Source organism: Salinithrix halophila, assembly GCF_042650125.1.
Lineage (GTDB): Bacteria > Bacillota > Bacilli > Thermoactinomycetales > DSM-45169 > Salinithrix > Salinithrix halophila.
Map to the genome: position 1 here is coordinate 372520 of NZ_JBHSAP010000007.1, position 16791 is coordinate 389310.

Annotated in this window: 16 protein-coding genes; 4 read left to right on the forward strand and 12 right to left on the reverse strand. The window is 48.9% G+C overall.

Annotated elements, in window-relative coordinates; all coding sequences use genetic code 11:
* Positions 1 to 128: 128 nt before the first annotated feature.
* From ACFOUO_RS03895 to ACFOUO_RS03935, 9 genes are all read right to left on the reverse strand, one after another.
* Positions 129 to 329, reverse strand: coding sequence for a hypothetical protein (locus ACFOUO_RS03895; RefSeq protein WP_380702342.1), 201 nt, complete (start codon positions 327 to 329; stop codon positions 129 to 131).
* Between the two features lie 47 nt (positions 330 to 376).
* On the reverse strand, positions 377 to 826 hold the full coding sequence (locus ACFOUO_RS03900) for an SACOL1771 family peroxiredoxin (protein ID WP_380702344.1): 450 nt from the start codon (positions 824 to 826) through the stop codon (positions 377 to 379).
* 101 nt (positions 827 to 927) lie between these two features.
* The gene (locus ACFOUO_RS03905; protein WP_380702346.1) at positions 928 to 2310 is read right to left on the reverse strand and encodes an alanine/glycine:cation symporter family protein; all 1383 of its coding nucleotides are present in this window, start codon (positions 2308 to 2310) and stop codon (positions 928 to 930) included.
* 122 nt (positions 2311 to 2432) lie between these two features.
* The gene (locus ACFOUO_RS03910) at positions 2433 to 3941 is read right to left on the reverse strand and encodes a carboxypeptidase M32 (protein ID WP_380702348.1); all 1509 of its coding nucleotides are present in this window, start codon (positions 3939 to 3941) and stop codon (positions 2433 to 2435) included.
* Positions 3942 to 4084: 143 nt separating this feature from the next.
* The gene (locus tag ACFOUO_RS03915) at positions 4085 to 4459 is read right to left on the reverse strand and encodes a hypothetical protein (protein WP_380702350.1); all 375 of its coding nucleotides are present in this window, start codon (positions 4457 to 4459) and stop codon (positions 4085 to 4087) included.
* A gap of 369 nt (positions 4460 to 4828) precedes the next feature.
* Positions 4829 to 6889 (reverse strand): thioredoxin domain-containing protein, encoded by a 2061-nt coding sequence (locus tag ACFOUO_RS03920; RefSeq protein WP_380702353.1) that lies wholly within the window; start codon positions 6887 to 6889, stop codon positions 4829 to 4831.
* A gap of 1008 nt (positions 6890 to 7897) precedes the next feature.
* On the reverse strand, positions 7898 to 8251 hold the full coding sequence (locus ACFOUO_RS03925; protein ID WP_380702355.1) for a hypothetical protein: 354 nt from the start codon (positions 8249 to 8251) through the stop codon (positions 7898 to 7900).
* Positions 8252 to 8348: 97 nt separating this feature from the next.
* Positions 8349 to 8861, reverse strand: coding sequence for an IS5 family transposase (locus ACFOUO_RS03930; RefSeq protein WP_380702357.1), 513 nt, complete (start codon positions 8859 to 8861; stop codon positions 8349 to 8351).
* Positions 8801 to 9136 carry a transposase gene (locus ACFOUO_RS03935; protein ID WP_380702359.1) on the reverse strand — a complete coding sequence of 112 codons (336 nt, stop codon included), beginning with the start codon at positions 9134 to 9136 and terminating at the stop codon, positions 8801 to 8803. The genes ACFOUO_RS03930 and ACFOUO_RS03935 overlap by 61 nt, the downstream gene beginning before the upstream one ends.
* A gap of 418 nt (positions 9137 to 9554) precedes the next feature.
* Here ACFOUO_RS03935 and ACFOUO_RS03940 point away from each other — a divergent pair, with 418 nt between their 5' ends.
* From ACFOUO_RS03940 to ACFOUO_RS03950, 3 genes are all read left to right on the forward strand, one after another.
* On the forward strand, positions 9555 to 11078 hold the full coding sequence (locus tag ACFOUO_RS03940) for an FAD/NAD(P)-binding protein (protein WP_380702361.1): 1524 nt from the start codon (positions 9555 to 9557) through the stop codon (positions 11076 to 11078).
* Between the two features lie 30 nt (positions 11079 to 11108).
* Positions 11109 to 12329 carry a multidrug effflux MFS transporter gene (locus tag ACFOUO_RS03945; protein ID WP_380702363.1) on the forward strand — a complete coding sequence of 407 codons (1221 nt, stop codon included), beginning with the start codon at positions 11109 to 11111 and terminating at the stop codon, positions 12327 to 12329.
* Positions 12330 to 12496: 167 nt separating this feature from the next.
* Positions 12497 to 12655 (forward strand): hypothetical protein, encoded by a 159-nt coding sequence (locus ACFOUO_RS03950; protein WP_380702365.1) that lies wholly within the window; start codon positions 12497 to 12499, stop codon positions 12653 to 12655.
* Positions 12656 to 13003: 348 nt separating this feature from the next.
* On the opposite strand, the gene ACFOUO_RS03955 is transcribed toward ACFOUO_RS03950, so the two are convergent.
* On the reverse strand, positions 13004 to 13279 hold the full coding sequence (locus ACFOUO_RS03955) for a hypothetical protein (protein WP_380702367.1): 276 nt from the start codon (positions 13277 to 13279) through the stop codon (positions 13004 to 13006).
* A 346-nt stretch (positions 13280 to 13625) separates the two neighbouring features.
* Between ACFOUO_RS03955 and ACFOUO_RS03960 the strand changes: the two genes are divergently transcribed.
* A complete protein-coding gene (locus ACFOUO_RS03960; protein ID WP_380702369.1) occupies positions 13626 to 14252 on the forward strand; it encodes an AbrB/MazE/SpoVT family DNA-binding domain-containing protein in 627 nt (208 codons plus the stop codon).
* 41 nt (positions 14253 to 14293) lie between these two features.
* Here ACFOUO_RS03960 and ACFOUO_RS03965 read toward each other — a convergent pair whose 3' ends face one another.
* Together ACFOUO_RS03965 and ACFOUO_RS03970 are read right to left on the reverse strand one after the other, a co-directional pair.
* Positions 14294 to 15088: a HipA family kinase gene (locus ACFOUO_RS03965; RefSeq protein WP_380702371.1), complete on the reverse strand. Its 795-nt coding sequence runs from the start codon at positions 15086 to 15088 to the stop codon at positions 14294 to 14296.
* A gap of 17 nt (positions 15089 to 15105) precedes the next feature.
* On the reverse strand, positions 15106 to 16209 hold the full coding sequence (locus ACFOUO_RS03970) for a YheC/YheD family endospore coat-associated protein (protein WP_380702373.1): 1104 nt from the start codon (positions 16207 to 16209) through the stop codon (positions 15106 to 15108).
* Positions 16210 to 16791: the final 582 nt, after the last annotated feature.

The following is a 16791-nucleotide window of genomic DNA, read 5'->3' on the forward strand; positions in this document are numbered from 1 at the left end:
TTCCGATCAACGCCGTCTTTCGATTGAAACCGTGGGCTTTCAAACGGCAACTTACTGTAAAAGGATCTCCTCATATAGCTGACCTCTTGAAAGGATGATTATCTTTCATAGAAGGGGGAGCCTCCTCCTCAACATCCACCACCGCCGCTATCTCCTCCCCCACAGTCTCCTCCGCCGCTATCACTCCCACTGTCACCCGCATACCAGAAGGCTCCTGAGGAATCTCTTCCTCTTCCACGACTTCGTGTTCCTTTGGGTTTGGACGGCCATACGATCCCTACAACCACGATCATCAGGATAAAAACAATAATTCCAATGGTTCCATCCATCTTGATTTCCTCCTCTCACTAGTCCAATCGTTTTTTTCCATGAGCCCTCAACTTTCCCTATTCACCGTCGCTTGGACGGACAGATCCACATTGCCGCGCAGAGCGTTGGAGATCATGCAGCTTTTTTCCGCAGCTTCGGTGAAAGATTCCGCATCCTTCCTGTGCTTCGCTGTCGCTTCGGCTCCCAGCACGACATGAGGATAATGAGTGACGCTTTCAAATTGGAGGCCGTTTTTATTCACACTGACTACACCGACGGTCTCCAGGGTTAGAGAGACCACTGGGATGCTTTTTCTCTCCAGCATGGCCGCTAGGGTAATCAGGTAACAAGTAGCCGCAGCCCCGATCAACATCTCGTCAGGGTTGGTTCCGATCCCCGGCCCTTTCATCTCCGACGGGATGGATATCTTTGTCTGTAGGTTCCCTGCCGTGATCGTACCTTCTCCATTCCGTCCTCCGTTCCAGTCTGCCGTGAGGCGGAATTCATGCCTGGCCATCACTTTCCCTCCTTTCACGATTTTCTTCCCCGGGAAATAACCTTTTTTGAAGATACCCCCTACCCTCATTCACCGTAAAAGAAGAATTTCCTTCCAGAGAGTCAGGCAGATTTTTTTTGTTTTCGATTCATCTTCTCTTTCCGGTAGATCCTCTCGATGTAATCCTTCGTCTCCTCCCGAACTTCCTTACTCATCGCCAACAGAGCGATCATGTTGGGGATGACAATCATGGCGAGCAGGATATCAAGGAACTGCCAGATAAACTTCAATCCCCCAATCGCACCGATAAACATGGAAAGAACATAAACCAGCCGCATCACTTTGGAAAAGCGGAGGCCGAAGAGATATTCCGCCTGTTTCTCCCCGTAATAAATGAGCACCCCAACCGTAGTCAGCACAAACAGAAGCAAGAAAAAGGAAACAAATACGCCACCGGCTGTGGTACCGCCAAGGATCTGCCCGAAAGCAGCAGGTACAGCAGTCGCCGGATTGTCAGTTTTGAGCCATTCCCCAGATGTAAGAACAGCGAGACCTGTAGCGGTACAGATCACCAACGTATCCATCGCCACCCCGAAAATCCCCCACAATCCCTGGCGGGCGGGGTGATCCGTCTGGGCTGGCGCCTGGGCGATGGCCCCAGTCCCCATCCCGGCTTCATTGGAATAAGCACCTCGAGCGATCCCCCAGCGAAGAGCTTCCGCCACACCTGCCCCCGCAAACCCACCAACGGCAGAAATCGGGGTGAACGCGTGCTGGAAGATAAGGCGGAATGCTTCCGGAATCTGCCCGGCATGGACCAATACGACGCCGATCGCCACTGCCAGATAGACCAACACCATGAAGGGAACCACTTTTTCTGACACCTTGCCCAAACGTTTGACACCACCGTAAACAACGATCCCCGTCAACCCTGTAATGATAATGCCGGTCACCCAAAGGGGCAGGCCAAAGGCACTCTCTGCTGTTTTCGAGATGGAATTGGACTGAACCATAGAGCTCGGGATTACCTCTACCATCAGCCCGAAAGCAAAAAATACCGCCAACCATCGCCAACCGAGCCCCTTTTGGATGTAATACATCGGACCGCCGACCCATTCTCCTTCTTCATTTTTCTCCCGGTACTTACTCCCCAGGAGAACTTCCGCAAATTTGCTGGCCATTCCAACGACAGCCGTCACCCACATCCAAAACAAGGCTCCGGGGCCGCCGAGTCCGATGGCAACCGATACCCCGATGATATTGGTGGCGCCCGCCGTTCCGCCTAGCGCCGCAGAAAAGGCCTGAAAGGGGGTCAGCGTCCCCTCGAAATGGCCCGTCCGTTTGAACAATCGCCCGACGGTCTGTTGCAGCACGTGACCGAAAAAACGGATCTGGAAAAAACCAATCCGAAGGGAAAGAAAGAGTCCCCCACCCAATAGCAGGGCCATCAAGGGAGGACCCCACAACCAATCCGATATCACTCCAACCCAGCCGGTAACGTTCATCCAACCTCTCCTTTTTTCATTTTTCCGTAAATTATAGTAATTCGTTGCATGTTTATACCTTATCACAAGTCTCTTCAGAAACAAAAAACGGTCGAAGTACCTGCTTCGACCGGAATAAGTAATTAACCATTTAATCCGCAAAGTTCCCCGAATTTGTTTTTCAAATAGGCGATGTAGGGCTGGATGGTCAGGGGCGACCCCGTCGCCCGTTTAGTGATTTCCATAGCTGTATACTTCGAACCGTGCCGATAAAGGTTTTCTTTCAGCCACCCATGCAGCGTGGAAAACTCCCCCTTACGGATCTGGTCTGGGATCTCTGGATGAGCCCTAAGGGCCGCATCATAAAATTGGGCGCTCAGGATGTTCCCCAGGGTATATCCCTGGAAGGATCCGCCGATGGTACCTGCAAACCAGTGGACATCCTGCAGAACCCCGTTTTTATCTCCGGGATCAAACACTCCCAGGTCAGCCTTGTACCTCTCCCGCCAAGCTTCAGGCAGATCCTTCACTGCCATCTTTCCTTCAAGCAGAGCCAACTCCAGATCAAATCGGATCATCACATGAAGGTTGTAAGTCAATTCGTCGGCATCGGTACGGATCAGGGAGGGCTCCACCTTGTTCACCGCTCGATGGAAAGCATCCAGAGAGACAGCTCCGAGCTGCTCTGGGAACACCTCCTGCAATTTCGGATAAAAATGTTCCCAAAACCCACGGCTTCGGCCGACGATGTTTTCCCATAAGCGGGATTGGCTTTCATGAACCCCAGAGGAAGTTCCACTGGCTAGAGGCGTCCCCTCCAGTTCCATCTGGATGCCCTGTTCGTACATCGCATGACCTGCCTCGTGGATGGTGGATAAAAGTGCTTCCTCCAGTTGGTTTTCCTTCACCCGAGTAGTAATTCGCACATCCCCAAGGGAGAACTTCGTCATAAAAGGATGATGGGTTTTGTCCTGGCGACCCCGGTCGAAATCGTAACCCAACTGCCGGATAACATCCATCCCGAATTGCCATTGTTCCTTCTCCGGAAATGTCTGCCTGAGACAGGTATTCTCTACGTCGGCCCGGTCCGTTACCGCCTTCACCAGCGGAACCAGTTGTTCCCGCAAATCTTGGAAAAGGGGACGTAGGGTGGAGACAGTCATACCCTCATCGGAATAACCGATTAAGGGATCAGCGATATGGTTATAAGGAAAATATTCCGCCAATCGGCGGCTGTAATCCAAAGTTTTCTCCAGGAAAGGCTCCACTTTGGCAAAGTTGTCCGCTGGTCGCGCTTCCGTCCATACCTGGTAAGTATCTGCGAAGTGGTTAGACATCTCCGCCATGAAGGCTGCCGGAACTTTGGCCGCCCTTTCGTACTTTCGCCGGGTTACCCGTATCAGAGCCGCTTCGTCCGAATCGTATTCCAGACTCTCCCCATAGGGGGTCAATTCCTCCAGCAACCGTCCGATTTGCAGGTCAGTCATCTTCTCATGGACCAGTTTTTCCATCGTCCCCAGCTGCCGCCCCCGGGCAGCAGCCCCGCCTTTGGGCATGTACGTGGATTGGTCCCAGTACAGAAGCGAAGTCACGTTCTCCAGATCGTACACTTCCGCCAGATGGCGTTTCAGCTCCTCCAACTTCTCTTTCATCGGTCGCCCTCCCATGGATGGTTATGGATAAATGAAAAATATGTAACCTATTCCAGTGTACCGCCCGTATACCGAGGTGGGCAACAGAAACCTTTTCTACGCCTTATTACCTTAAGGAAACCACGTGTTTTTGTTAGACACTTCTATTTATCTTCCAACAACGGGTAAAAACTTTTCCTGTCCTTCCACAGGAGGTACCCTTCAAGCATGGTAACCAATAGAGCCATAGGAAGCATGGAGAGGTCGACGAAGAGATGGAACAATAGAATATTAAAAACGACAGGAGCCAACATCGTAATGGCTAAGGTTGTATAGCGATTAACGACCAACAGAAATCCGCATATCACCTCCAAAGCCTTTTCTGTAAACAGGAGATATTTGAACCGGAAAAATTCCATCGCTTCCGGACTGGTAGGTAACAGAGGAGGGTAACCGAAGAAGACAACGAACCCGTTTATTCCCGCTAACAAAAAAATCAGCCCAAGAATTAACCGGCAGACATCAATCAACGGAGTCACCTGCCTTTATCAAATTTTCCCAGTTTTCGGAGCAGAAATGTTCTCTTCCTATGAATTCGATTCATCCAAACCTTTTCATCCCCATGGATCAAATGCCCTAGTACATCAAAAGGTGACCAAGTATTTTTTCCTTCATTAGTGTGAATCCATTCATTCGGTAACCCTTCTAACATCAAACGTAAAACCTTCGGCGTTCTTGAAAGAATATCCAATCCATCATCCAGTCGAAATCTCGAATTAGCCATAGGCGAAATCCTTTCACTTTTTACTTATCCCGATTATATCAAGAAAAAATGGTCCGATGTTGCCGATGCTGGATACACAAAGAGACGGCCCCATGTGGATAGGGGCCGTCTCTTTGTCAATGGGTTACTCCGAAATCTTCGTCTCCAACTCCGTCAACAGGGTCACCGGGCGTTCGCAGGCAAAATTGCGACAAATGTAGGCGGCGGGCTTCCTGTCGACGGTATGTTGTTCAGCCGTATAGGGGACGAGGTGAGTGATCTCCTCAGCTTTCCCCTCAGGGCGGTAAAGGAGGACGGAACCCGGAAGGAAGGCCTTCTGAACGAGACGGATCATCTCCTGGGTGATTTCATCCTCATTGTGCCCGGAGATGACGATCTCCATCGGGTCACCGAGAGCGAACTGTAGGGCCGTCAGGTAGAAAGAATAGGCGATGGGAGCTTTTTTCACCGAACCAGCAAAGGCCTTCAGTTGCGTCTCTGCCCGGCTCTCCCATTCTGGGTCACCAGTAAACCGGGCGAGGCGGATTAGATTGAGGGCGGCGACGCTGTTTCCCGAAGGCGTGGCTCCGTCATAGGTTTCCTTCGTCCGAGTGAGAAGTTCTTCTCCATCTTTTCCGTAAAAGAAGAATCCTCCTTCTTTTTCATCACCGAAAAGATCCAACATCGCTTCGGACAACTTCAACGCTTCCTTAAGGTGGTCCGGCTCGAAAGTCGCCTCGTAGAGCTCGATCAGCCCCCAGGCGAGATTGGCATAATCGTCGACATAGGCGGGGATCGCCGCTTCCCCATCCCGCCAACGGGCGAGAAGCCGACCGTCCTCCCGGGTAAGTCGCTTTCGGATGAAGATGGCCGCTTTCCCAGCCGCTTCTGCATAACGCTCCTCACCGAGCACCCGGGCTCCCTTAGCCAAGGCAGCGATCATGAGCCCATTCCATGAGGTCAACACCTTGTCGTCCTTATGGGGATGAATCCGTTGCTCCCGGGCTTCAAAGAGCTTCTTTCGGGCCGCCTCCAAGCGTCGAGCTAACTCTTCTTCATTCAGACCGTGCTCCTCGGCAACCGCTGGGAGGTCCCGCCCGATAAGGTTGGGAATACTGTGCCCCTCAAAGTTTCCATCTGCGGTAATGTCGAAACACGAACAGAAAAGGGTACCTTCCTGCTCCCCCAGAATCTCCGTCACCTCAGCAGGCGTCCATACGTAAAACTTTCCCTCCACTCCTTCGGAATCAGCATCCTCGGCGGAGTAGAAACCGCCTTCCGCGTCGGTCATATCCCGAAGCACGTAGGTAAAAATCTCCCGCACCGTCTGAGCGTAAGTTTCCTTTCTCGTCACTTGGAACGCCTCTAGGTATGCGTAAGCGAGGAGGGCGTTATCATAAAGCATCTTCTCAAAATGGGGAACCAGCCACTCTTTGTCCACGGAGTAACGGGCAAAACCAAATCCTACATGATCGTAAATTCCGCCCCTCCGCATGGCCTCCAGCGTTCCTTCCACCATCTCCAGCGCCTTCTCTTCCTTGTTCTGCTTCCAATATCGAAGCAAGAACAACAAGTCATGAGGACGGGGAAACTTGGGCTCGGGTCCGAATCCGCCCCATTGTTCATCGAAGGATGAAGCGAACTGATTGTACGCTTCCTTCAGCATCTCCTCCGACAACACTCCACTCTCTGTCGTTTTCAGCTCCGTCTGGATCGCCTGGGTAATCCTCTCTCCGACATCCATTGCTTTCTCCCGCTCGTCTTTCCACACCTGGCCCACCCGTTGTAACACGTCCATCAGACCGGGCTGCCCGTAACGGGCCGTCTTGGGGAAATACGTCCCGGCAAAAAAAGGCTTCTTCTCCGGTGTCAGGATGACAGTCAATGGCCATCCTCCATGCCCGGTGAGAGCTTGGCAAACGGTCATGTACAGATTATCCACATCCGGCCGCTCTTCCCGATCCACCTTCACGGGGACATACCATTCATTCAGCAAATAGGCCACTTCTTCCTCTTCAAAAGATTCCCGTTCCATCACATGGCACCAATGGCAGGTCGAATACCCGATCGACAGAAAGATAGGCTTGTCTTCTTTTCTTGCTTTCTCAAACGCCGCATCCCCCCAAGGATGCCAATCCACCGGATTGTAGGCATGTTGGAGCAAATACGGCGATTTTTCTTGAATCAGTCGATTCGGTTCATTCATCGGACCACCCCCTGGATGGGTTGTTGGTTCATCGTATCATAGTATAGTCTACCCAAAAACCACGCTCCCTCACCTTCCCTTTCATGACTCATTTGCTGGCTTTTGCATAGAGGAAATCTGAAGCACTTTGGATTACTTCTTGAGACGGTTTGTTTGTGACGGAAATCACCTTGTATCCTGAATCCTCGCCGTAAATATATCGCTTCCCGTTTTTCTATTCAATTTTACCAACCTTAAACTGAACGGTTGGTTGGTTAAAAAACATGGAACCCCACCCCCATGATTTGGTGATCGTAATCCATAAAAAAAAGCCCCCAAAACTTGGTGGGCCAGTCACAACAAAAAAAGTCACCCGAGTTAGCTCCTCGGATGACTTTTATGTCTTAATGATAATTTAAGGGTGGGTTACGTTCAAAAAACGTCCACTTTGTCCATTCTGTCAATTGTGTTAACCCTTTTGACTGGACGAAACAAGCATAGCCATGGTATCCTTTGGATAGAAATAGTAACGGCGGCAGGGTTGCACCCCCTACCGCCGGGTAGCTGCCGCAAGCAGGCGGCCACGGAAAGCGCGAGAAGTAACCCGCAATCCTTTGCCTAGGGACGGGTTACTTCTTTTTTAGCGCCCGATACGCAACGTAGACGGCTAATGCTTGGACTACAACACCAGCCACCTTGGCGATCAGGCTAAGAAGCTCCATGGCCTCACCCCCTCTCTCGTGAGGGTCAGTGTGGCCGCCCGCCCTTGGCTACTACCATGGTCTATTTTACCATACCGGGTGGAGTTCCGTTATTGTCCAAACCTTACTTAAAGTAGTTCAACATTTCAAATGTCCATACGCCGAAACCACTTTAAAGTTCAGACGCATCTTAGATCCTACATGATATTGGTCCGTTAAATCCCCTGCGAAGGGCCATTTGACAATTTCCTGATCATTCTTTCTAAATCCGAAATATGTTGTCCCCAATGGTATAGTCTTTGAGGTCACGCACTTCGGTTTTAAGCCCTTAATCATATACTTGTTGAGCCAGATCGGCAATTGTTAGACTCTCTGGTTTGGTAGAACTTTTGTTTTCTCGGTGTTCTTGTGAGGGGAGAATGAAGATTCCTCCGTTTTTCACAACTTGGGTTCTTACCTTCTGCCCTTCCTTGTTGATGACATAGATTGTATCGCCACTTTGTACAGAAGAGTAACTGACTGCATCGTCTCGCAACGCGATCCAACAATCCCGCTTTTCTTCATTGTTTTGGACATACCGGATGTCATACCAACCGGTAATTCCGGAGTGGAAATAAATGTGCTCGTTGTGGGTGACTGTTTTACTGATAATGTCTTGATCATTGGGATTTGTCACAATCACTGAAATATTCCCGGGCCAATTCACCCAAGGAGTTTGCACCCATACATCCGCTTCTTGATATTTGTTTTGGACCTGAAGATGATGTCTAGAATCTATTTCAAAATTTGGTTACCGACCAAAGGATGAGTGCCATAAAGCAGAAAGCCTTGTACATATGGACATACAAGTCATAACGAACGACCAAACGACGGCAGTTATCCATCCATGCGAAACAGCGCTCGATTTTCCAGCGCTCTCGATAAGCCGATCCCACTTGGATGGGTCGGCCTCGTTTGGGCTTTTGGCTCTTTATTCGGGGGATGGTTGGCTTGATTCCCCGCTTCCGTAAATACTGGCGGAAGCTCTTGCTATCATAGGCTTTGTCTGCCGCCAACTCCTGCGGACGATTACGGGGGCGGCCTCGCTTTTGCGGAACGCGGATCGCTTCGAGCGTTTTCCTTGCCAGAGTGATTTCATGGGGTTTTGCGCTGGTGACATGGATGCCGATCAGCAAGCCATTTCCATCCGATACCAGCATCACCTTGGATCCCTTGCCCGCCTTGGTTTTTCCTATTTTCTCTCCCCTTTTTTCGCAGATACAAAGCTTCCGTCCAAAAAGGCTTGGGTCCAATCCAGCTTCTGTTGTTCATCCATTTGTTGCAGGATCGCTTGCCAAATCTGCTCCCAGGTTCCATTTTCCGACCACTGGTTTAAGCGACGCCAACAGGTAACGGGGGAACGTAATGGGAAGGCATATCGGACCACGTACCACCCGTTTTTAGCACGTATAAGATCCCATTGAGGGGTTTTCCGGTCATCTGCCCGTGGTCGTCCCCGACCTTGCTTACGAGGCGGCAACAGCAGTTTGATCCGGTCCCACTGTTCGTGTTCATTCCGGCAAAACATCGTTCAACCCTGGTTACAAAATCCATCTATCAACAACCCCTTTCTATTTATTATTTTCTTATCACTCTATAATTATGATAATAAAAAGTATATTAAATTTGTTATAACAATGCAATCCTTATCTTCCGTAATCGTTGTCTTCCATGTTGTAAACGGTTATCACCCGCTCACGTGCGGATCGGAGATATGCGCTCCATTTTGTTTCCTTATAGAAACTTTTTTTCCCCAGAGAAAGATTGATGTAAAACCAAGAATAAATGAGCTAGGACGATGTATAAGCGCCTAATTTGCATTTAGCAGTGTATACGGAGGTTTTTCAAAGCGAAACATTTGCTGTAGGATATGGTTAGTTTAGGAAGGGTCGTTTCTTGATTTTAACTCCGTTCCACCAACCTTTTGTAAAAAGGAGGACCCACCGATGGATCAGGGAGTGAAAATGGCCATTGTCGGAGGAGGAGCCGCCTGTGTTTGTTATTTTCATTATCTGGTGAAGTATCTCTTGCAAATGCGATCCCCCATCAGGGTTGAAGTGACCATATTTGAAAAAGAGAAGCAAGTGGGGCCGGGTTTGGCTTATCAAAAAGACTACCCCATTCTGCGGTTGAACCGCAGTTCCCAATCGATGTCGGCCATCGTGGAGAACCCTTCTCATTTTTGGTCGTGGTATCAGGATCACATTCTTTCCCGCACCCACGGGAAAGGGGAAGAGTTCCTTCCCCGCTCTGTTTTTGGACAATACCTTCAGGAAGTTTTTCACCAAACGATGCAATTGGCAAACCGAGAACCTCTTCAAGCCAAAATCGAATACAACGAGATCGTCGACGTAAACAAAATAAACCGAAAGATCGAGTTGATTACGCAATCCGGAGAGTCTTCGCTGTTTGATTTTGTGGTGCTGTGCACGGGCCACAACCCCAGCCGCGACCCCTACCAATTAAAGGGAACGCCCCGTTACAACCATCAACCTTATCCACTGCATGAGACATTGGAATCCATCCGTCCTGACGAAGAAATCGGAATGATTGGTTCCAGCTTGACTGCCGTGGATACCGCCCTCGCACTCCAAGAACGAAAGCATCAAGGGAGGATCCGGATGTTTTCCCGGCAGGGGCTGCTTCCGTCGGTGCGCATTAAGCATGCGCAGCCCCATCAGCTTCGATTTTTAAAACGGGAGGTCGTGTACCAGCTGGTCGAGAAGAAGGGACATGTCTTATTGAAAGAACTTCTCCGTTTACTGAAGCAGGAGTTTAATTCGTTGGAGGGATCGCGGGAAATGCTGCTTTCTCAAAAAACCAACGGCTCTACGGCAATGGAAAGACTGAGGCAAGAATTGTCTCAGTCCGATACTCGTGTACCCTGGCAGTCAATTCTTACCGCCACCAACGACATCATTGAAGAGATGTGGCACCATTTAAACGCCTATGACAAACGAATGTTTATGGAACGGTTTCACCGCTATTTTATGACCATTCGGAATCCGATGCCGATTGTGAATGCTGAACGCATCTATGAGATGCTCCGGTCCGGCCAATTGATTGTGCACAAGGGCTTGAAAAGCATCCGGTACTGGGAAGGGAGTTTTCAAGTATCCTTGTCGGAGAAATCCACCCTGCCGATCACGTCCGATTGGATCATCAATGCTACGGGACCTGCACAGTACATTGTGGAAAAACAAGCTTCCCGGTTGGTTCAAACCCTGTTGGCAAAGGGGTTTGCAGTGAAAGATCCCTTTGGAGGCATTCAAACCAATTTCAATACGGGTGCAGTTATCAGCCGAGACGGATATGCCGATTTGCATTTTCGAGCGTTGGGTCAAATCACCTGCGGAACCTATTATTATACGGGTTCCCTGGAAATGATCGCCAAGCGGTCACGGAAATTGGCGAGGGATCTATCCCACATGATCGAGGACAAGGTGATGGTGGAACAGGGTGTTTGTTAACCAGGCCTTCAGAATGGGCGGTGGAATACCATGAACCGAAAATTTCTCACTATGATTTTGATCTTGATGGTCTGCTTGCCTCAAGCTTCCATCGGTCTCTATGTTCCTTCCCTTCCCCATATGATGGTCGGGTTTCGCGCCACCGAAATGGAAATGCAGCTAACCATGAGCGTGTTTATGGCCGGTTATGCCGTCTCCGCGTTAATCTCCGGAATATTGGCGGATCGGTTTGGAAGAAAGCCGGTGGCCGTGATTGGATTGGCAGTGTTTGTGATCGCCTCCCTTGCCTGCCTCTTCGCCCCTCATGTATGGTTTCTCATTGGATCGCGGTTTTTCCAGGCCTTAGGCGGCTGTTGCGGCACCACGCTGTCCCGGGTGATGACGAGAGATACCTTTGATGCACAAGACCAGGTCAAGGTGCTTACGTATCTTTCCATGGCCATTGCTGTCACCCCTGCGATCACACCCATGATTGGCGGATACCTGGAAACCTGGTACGGCTGGCAGCTTTCCTTCGCGGCCTTGGCGGGGGCGGGTACATTTCTGTTGGGGGCTGTTTGGTTCGGTGTCAAAGAAACGGCTCCCTCCCGGAATGAGCAGGCGGCGAAGGCGGGCGTCATCTTCCGGAATTACAAGCATCTGATGACCAACAAGTATTTTCTCCTTTTCAGTTTAACCATCAGTTTGACATGGTGTGCCTATTTCACGTTCATCACTTCTTCGTCCTTCGTACTGCAGGGAGTGATGGGAGCTTCCCCCATCTGGTATGGAGTAGCGTATGCCGTGGTTGTGGCGGGTTATATGGTCGGTACCGCTCTGACCCGGCGTCTATCCAAGGCTTTTGAGTTAAATCGGATTATTTTGGTGGAAAGCCTGCTGGCATTTGCGGCTTCCGCCGGCATGTTGGTTTGGATCTGGTTTCAACCCCATTCGCTGTTGGGAATCGTTCTTCCCATGTCGGTGATGATGATCGGGATCGGTGGTATCTTTCCCGCCTGTCACGCCGCCGTGTTGAAACCTTTCGATGCCATCGCGGGAACGGCATCGGGATTGTTTTTCTTTTTGCAAATGATTTCGGGAGCGGTATGCGGGGTGATTATCGGTCTGTTCCACACCGATTCCGCTCTTCCCATGGTGTTGACGATCCATTTGTTTTGTTTGGCACTGCTTCTGAGTTTTTACTGGCTGGGTTGGAAAGAGAATAGGAGCCTTTACCAAGAAGATCAAACGTCCACGCAAAAAGTGGTATGAGATGAGGCGAAACGATTCACACCTCCTCCCCCTGGTTTCGTGACCTTTTTCTTTTCGACACTGGCTGAGGACACTGGGGAATCTTCTGGAATAACCGATCGAGAGTCCCTTCCTGTGACGAGTGCCTAATCGAAGTATCCGATTTGAACCCTGAAGGATGCCATCCCGTGGCATGCAGTTGTAACCACAACAAAGACTGCGGCCACGAACTTGTCCCCCATGAAGACCATTACGATTATCTGGTAAATGGCCGACTCCATCATCTCCACGAAGATCATTGCGATGACCACGGTCCCATCGATATTGTCACCATTCAGAGCAGATAATCGGATTCATATCCAGGGAAAAAGCGACGGTCACCAAACCGCCGCTTTTTTTTGTTAACCCCCAATCATTGTGAGGCTCTGCACCTTACAATCAAGTCAAACCCCAAGCGGCCCTACTCCCAGTCTATGAAACGCAGACCTAAAGTTGATTCGTTTAGGTAAATTCCAATTTTTCCGGTATCCTCTGATGTTGTATATAATCTTCTAAGGATTGAGCCGGTGTCACCTTGGATAAAAATCCTCCTTGTTGTTTCTGAAGATGCTTCACTAACCCCCGCGCCCAAGTCTCCCACTCCGATTTCCCTCGACGGTTTTCCTCCACCATCTGGGTCAAGTATTCAATCCTGCTTACTTTCCGTTCAAGCTCCGTTTGTAACTCCTGCACCTGTTCTTCCAACTGATCCCGTTGGTATCCTTTGGATAGAAATAATAACGGCGGCAGGGTTGCACCCCCCACCGCCGGGTAGCTGCCGCAAGCAGGCGGCCACGGTTCACGAGAAGTAACCCGCGTTCCTTTGCCCAGGGACGGGTTACTTCTTTATTTAGCGCCCGATACGCAACGTAGACGGCTAATGCTTGGACAACAACACCAGCCACCTTGGCGATCAGGCTAAGAAGCTCCATGGCCTCACCCCCTCTCTGTAGAGGGTCAGCGTGGCCGCCCGCCCTTGGCTACTACCATGGTCTATTTTACCATATGTATTCGGAATTACGCATAAATTTTGAAAATCTCTTTCGATTCTCTTGGTTATGTTTTTCCAGCATACAAAAAACCACCCCAACTATATGGGCTGGTTGCTGGTGCTGATGGAGTGGCTCGAACTCCTGATCCCTTCATTATGAGTGAAGTGCTCTACCTTGTAACAAAAAGCACAACAAAAACACTTAATCATTACCTCCCTACGCTAAGGCATTCTGCAATGGATATCTCCCTTGGAATTCCTGTAAAGAATGTAAATAGGTGAGCATCATGGAAGTGTCCCGCATCAGTTCCAAAGGTCAAGTGACCGTTCCCAAGAGCATTCGTCAACTGCTGGATCTGAAGGAAGGCGACCGGGTCGCGTTTGTACAGGAAAACGGAAAGGTCGTTATCACGAAAGCGAGCCTGATTGCGTTTCAAAAACTGACCGATGCAATCAGCAAGGAAGCACAGGAAAAGGGGATCACAGAGGAAGATTTGCTTCAGGGCCTGAACAGGTGCGAAAGGAGATATGGAATGAGCCCGGCCGGAAATAACTTTCGGGTGTTCATCGATACTAACATCTTGATCTCCGCCTGGGGATGGGAGTCACGAAAGCGAAAGATAGATCGACTCAGCGGAAGAAATCGGGTGAATATCCTGTTGTTCAGTCTAGCTGTAGCGGGGTATCAAGTAGGGTACTTCACTGCCGTTGACCGTACGATGGTATCACCAGCTACGTTGCTCACGGTGTGTACCGCTCCGCTGTTAGTCGCCCTTTTCGCGTGGGGATTTTTGAGAGAACGGATTCAGGAGCGAACCGGCATTGCTCTAATTTTGAGGGTCGAGAAGCTCTACTTTTGGCAAAGAAGCAATTGCGCTAATCAAGGAAAGCTTGGTCTCTATTTTTCTCCATAGGAGAATAATTTTTGGGTTCCGTGCCGTTTTAAACCCTTTTATTACCTATTTTTTATATATTGTATAATCAGATTCCTAAGCTGTCTTTTTGCCCTTTTGAGGTAAGCGTACAATGACTCTTTTTCCGCCTGTGATACATGCCAATCTTTTGGAATGGATAAGATCACTTTATATATTTTCTGATCCGGCAATTGCTCAATCATTTTTACGAACCGTAACAGCTCGTTTGGACTGTGAAGCTCGTTCATACACCACTGATAAAAATCATTCCATTTGAGTTTCTGAGGCAGGCAACTCAATGTATGTGGCGTCCATTTACAATTAGGTCGAACATCGTTTCGCGAAAAACTGTGACCATGATCAATCATATAGATTTGATAGCGTCCCTGACGGGAAGTCTTCTTTAAAAGAATATTCCTTACCTTCCGGTCGATGTTACTGACCCATTGATCAAACACAATAATTCCAGCTAATTGTCTACCGTTGATGATGCACCGTCTGTTCGGGAGGCAGCGTTTAGCATGTTCCCGTACACAATTGTCTATAAATCTGCTTGCGAATTGATGGCCGGGTGCAAATTTGTATGGGGATAAGTTCGCCCGGATAAACGTTTGTGGGATATATACAATTTGAAATTGGGGCACAGGAAGGTGCAGCATTCGGGCCAATCTCCCTGCAACGTACTCGTTGACAAGCGATCTGGTTCCCTGTATGGAATTATTTTTAAATTTGACCGCATACTTGAAGCCATCACTCATGAGGATCAGCTGGGGTCGGGAACTCCCTCTTAGCATTCTCTGGATGTACCTGACCGGTCGGATTATCATATTTCCCATCGTTTCAAATCACCTTCTCATCGACTCTGGAACAACAGATATTTTGCGTAACGCATGGGATTATAGTAAGTGTTTTTAAACATTTTCATTTCCCCAGCTGTTTGAAAAGAGTATCGCAAATCTCGAAAATTTACTTCGATCAACCAGGGATGGCCCTGTTGATCGACCCCTATGTCCAGACCCGCATCAGCAAAAGCCGGATACGCCTTTTCCAAAGTTCGGCATATATCTAAAGCCAATCGCCTGACCTTTCCAAGGATGATCTGAGGGTTTTGATTCGGAAAAGCGTGCTGCAAAACGGTGGGTGCCGGAACGGCCTTCCCGTTTTGCGAGAGATTCGTCAGTTTTGTCTTTCGCTGTGCCACCTTGGCCGTTTCACCACTGATTTGCCACTCGCCTTTTCTCCCTTTTTGAACGGATACCCGTAAGTCAAAAGAAGATCCATGGTATTTCGCTAATGAGATCCCTTGTTGAATTAGAAATTGATGGTTGATTAAGCGTTGTTTCGCCAGTGCCTGCTTCAGTTGAACCTTGGAAAGCAAACGTGTTCTCCCTTTATAGGGTCGGAATAGATAATGATTATTCCCGGTTGATTGGATGTGGGAAATCCCCTTCCCGAGTGATCCGATCGCCGGTTTAATGAAAACGACGGGATAATTCTCAAGCAGTTTAAGGCCTTGCACAGCACAGAGTTTTAGAGTCACCGGGAGATGAGATTGAAGACGAGGGTTTCTGTTCAGTAAAAGATGAATCCTCCATTTGTTTCGGTTAATCTCTGGATTAAACAATCGTCTGCCCAACAGACGGGAAAGAGCTTTTAGTTTTGGGGAACGGGTCAGAACCCGATTGTGTACGACGTAGGGAAGGGAGCAAACAGTTGGTACATAGCGTTGTACGGACGGCTTCCAAACGAAACCTCTTACCTGTCTATTCTTTAAATACAACCCTTTAAAATCAAAAAGAATGGGTAATACACCGTTATTCATGCCATATTCATAATAAATACGTACTTTCTCATAAGTTGGTACTCCCCTGATGATATTTTGTAGTAAAGGTGTTTCCAATAAAATTCCGATCTTAGGTTGATTGCGCAAAAAAAACCCCCCTCTTGCTTGGCTCATACTACAACATATGTACAAAAATTCAGATGGCATGGACGTTGCGGCAAAAAACATTCCTTAACCTACGCTGGGGGCCATTTTTTGTACTCCTATACGATTTCATTTTTTATATAATATACTTTTCACCGCTAATCGACACAAAGAAAGTGGTCTCTAATTCTGTTTTTAATTAACCTACCCCAAAAAAATGTTAAATTTCTCGGGAGAGACTGCATTCACTCAAAACTTATTTACCAACCCACGCAATGCCGGGATACGGCAGATGGATATGCATTAAACAAATTACACCAAACGATATGTGGACCAAATCGAGTATTTCAAAGACAGGGATACCATTAAAATCGAAATGGTCTTTAAATAAAAAAACCGTACAGTAGCGCGGTTCGGTCCTGCGAACTACGGGTAGGTACGTACAGAGCGTGGCCGAGCGAGCCACGATAATAGTAGAAGAGGCCCGAAACGGGTGTATCAAGTCGTAAGCCGGCAGGCTGATATATAGATAGCGGATGGGCCAGGATTGGTCTCATCCTTCCTGTGTGAAGGTTCATCGCTTCCCCATCTCGATTCAACTCTTTCTCCCCC

Bases quoted from the DNA above. Each gene is read 5' to 3' on its own strand.
- ACFOUO_RS03940 (WP_380702361.1), top strand. From the start codon at position 9,555: ATGGATCAGGGAGTGAAAATGGCCATTGTCGGAGGAGGAGCCGCCTGT.
- ACFOUO_RS03895 (WP_380702342.1), bottom strand. From the start codon at position 329: ATGGATGGAACCATTGGAATTATTGTTTTTATCCTGATGATCGTGGTT.
- ACFOUO_RS03970 (WP_380702373.1), bottom strand. From the start codon at position 16,209: ATGAGCCAAGCAAGAGGGGGGTTTTTTTTGCGCAATCAACCTAAGATC.
- ACFOUO_RS03920 (WP_380702353.1), bottom strand. From the start codon at position 6,889: ATGAATGAACCGAATCGACTGATTCAAGAAAAATCGCCGTATTTGCTC.
- ACFOUO_RS03965 (WP_380702371.1), bottom strand. From the start codon at position 15,088: ATGGGAAATATGATAATCCGACCGGTCAGGTACATCCAGAGAATGCTA.
- ACFOUO_RS03910 (WP_380702348.1), bottom strand. From the start codon at position 3,941: ATGAAAGAGAAGTTGGAGGAGCTGAAACGCCATCTGGCGGAAGTGTAC.
- ACFOUO_RS03955 (WP_380702367.1), bottom strand. From the start codon at position 13,279: ATGGAGCTTCTTAGCCTGATCGCCAAGGTGGCTGGTGTTGTTGTCCAA.
- ACFOUO_RS03935 (WP_380702359.1), bottom strand. From the start codon at position 9,136: ATGTTTTGCCGGAATGAACACGAACAGTGGGACCGGATCAAACTGCTG.
- ACFOUO_RS03900 (WP_380702344.1), bottom strand. From the start codon at position 826: ATGGCCAGGCATGAATTCCGCCTCACGGCAGACTGGAACGGAGGACGG.
- ACFOUO_RS03905 (WP_380702346.1), bottom strand. From the start codon at position 2,310: ATGAACGTTACCGGCTGGGTTGGAGTGATATCGGATTGGTTGTGGGGT.
- ACFOUO_RS03960 (WP_380702369.1), top strand. From the start codon at position 13,626: ATGGAAGTGTCCCGCATCAGTTCCAAAGGTCAAGTGACCGTTCCCAAG.
- ACFOUO_RS03945 (WP_380702363.1), top strand. From the start codon at position 11,109: ATGAACCGAAAATTTCTCACTATGATTTTGATCTTGATGGTCTGCTTG.